Here is an 856-nt window from a genome sequence, read left to right as displayed (position 1 = left end):
GATTGATCCGCCGCAAGGGGATGGAAGCGGCACAGGGGCGATTTTCCGTTATTCGGGAAAAACCAACTGGGCGAGTGATTATGATTACTTGACGGCTGATGCCACTATCGAAGGCGATGAAAATGAATACATCGGACAGATTGCCAAAGGAGTCGGGGATATTGATGGGGATGGGGTGACCGAGCTTGTCGATTATCATAATGTGCGGATTTGCGATGTCCTTTCATTAAGCGATGTGACAGGTACTGTAAGTAAAAGCTCTCTTTTTCGCTATGAAGTAAGCGGCGGAAATTGGGACGGTGGTTTTTGCGACGAATATAAAATTCGATCAGGTGATGTTAACGGGGATGGCTATACCGATCTTCTTTTTGGTGAATCGTCCGAGTCGTATAATTTAAATGCAGGTAATGGGTGGCTTGTTTTCGGCAACGACAATCCGCCCGGCACAATCAATTTGTCGACGACAGACATTGAACCGTCCATTGACTATCTAACATGGAGTGGCAGTGGTAACAGTTACGAGGCTGGCAGGTTCTCCGCTATCGGTGATTTAGATGGAGATGGCAAAGATGATGTTGCCTTTGGCGCCTATGACGAAAACAACGATCACACCAAAGCCGGTGCGGCGCATTTGCTTTTTGGCGGCGATGTAACCGTCGCATGGGACGATGACACACTTCAAAGTAGTGACGATATCACCCTTGGTTATACAGGCCCAAACGCCAACTCGGTTTTTGATCTGAATGAATTTGAAAATAGCAAGTCGGCGTTTGGCGATGTGGATAATGCAAAAATCAGTTATGCGGGACTTGATATTGTGAGCGATGCCGAATGTCCGGGTATCAGTGCGCTGGTC

At 47.5% G+C, this 856-nt stretch carries 1 protein-coding gene; it reads left to right on the top strand.

The annotated features are described in order from the left end of the window. Positions 1 to 856 (top strand): FG-GAP repeat protein (locus HYU99_11595; GenBank protein ID MBI2340989.1); only part of this gene is annotated, 856 nt, incomplete at both ends.

This window comes from Deltaproteobacteria bacterium, assembly GCA_016183175.1.
Lineage (GTDB): Bacteria > UBA10199 > UBA10199 > UBA10199 > SBBF01 > JACPFC01.
This window is presented reverse-complemented; position numbering and strand designations above follow the sequence as displayed.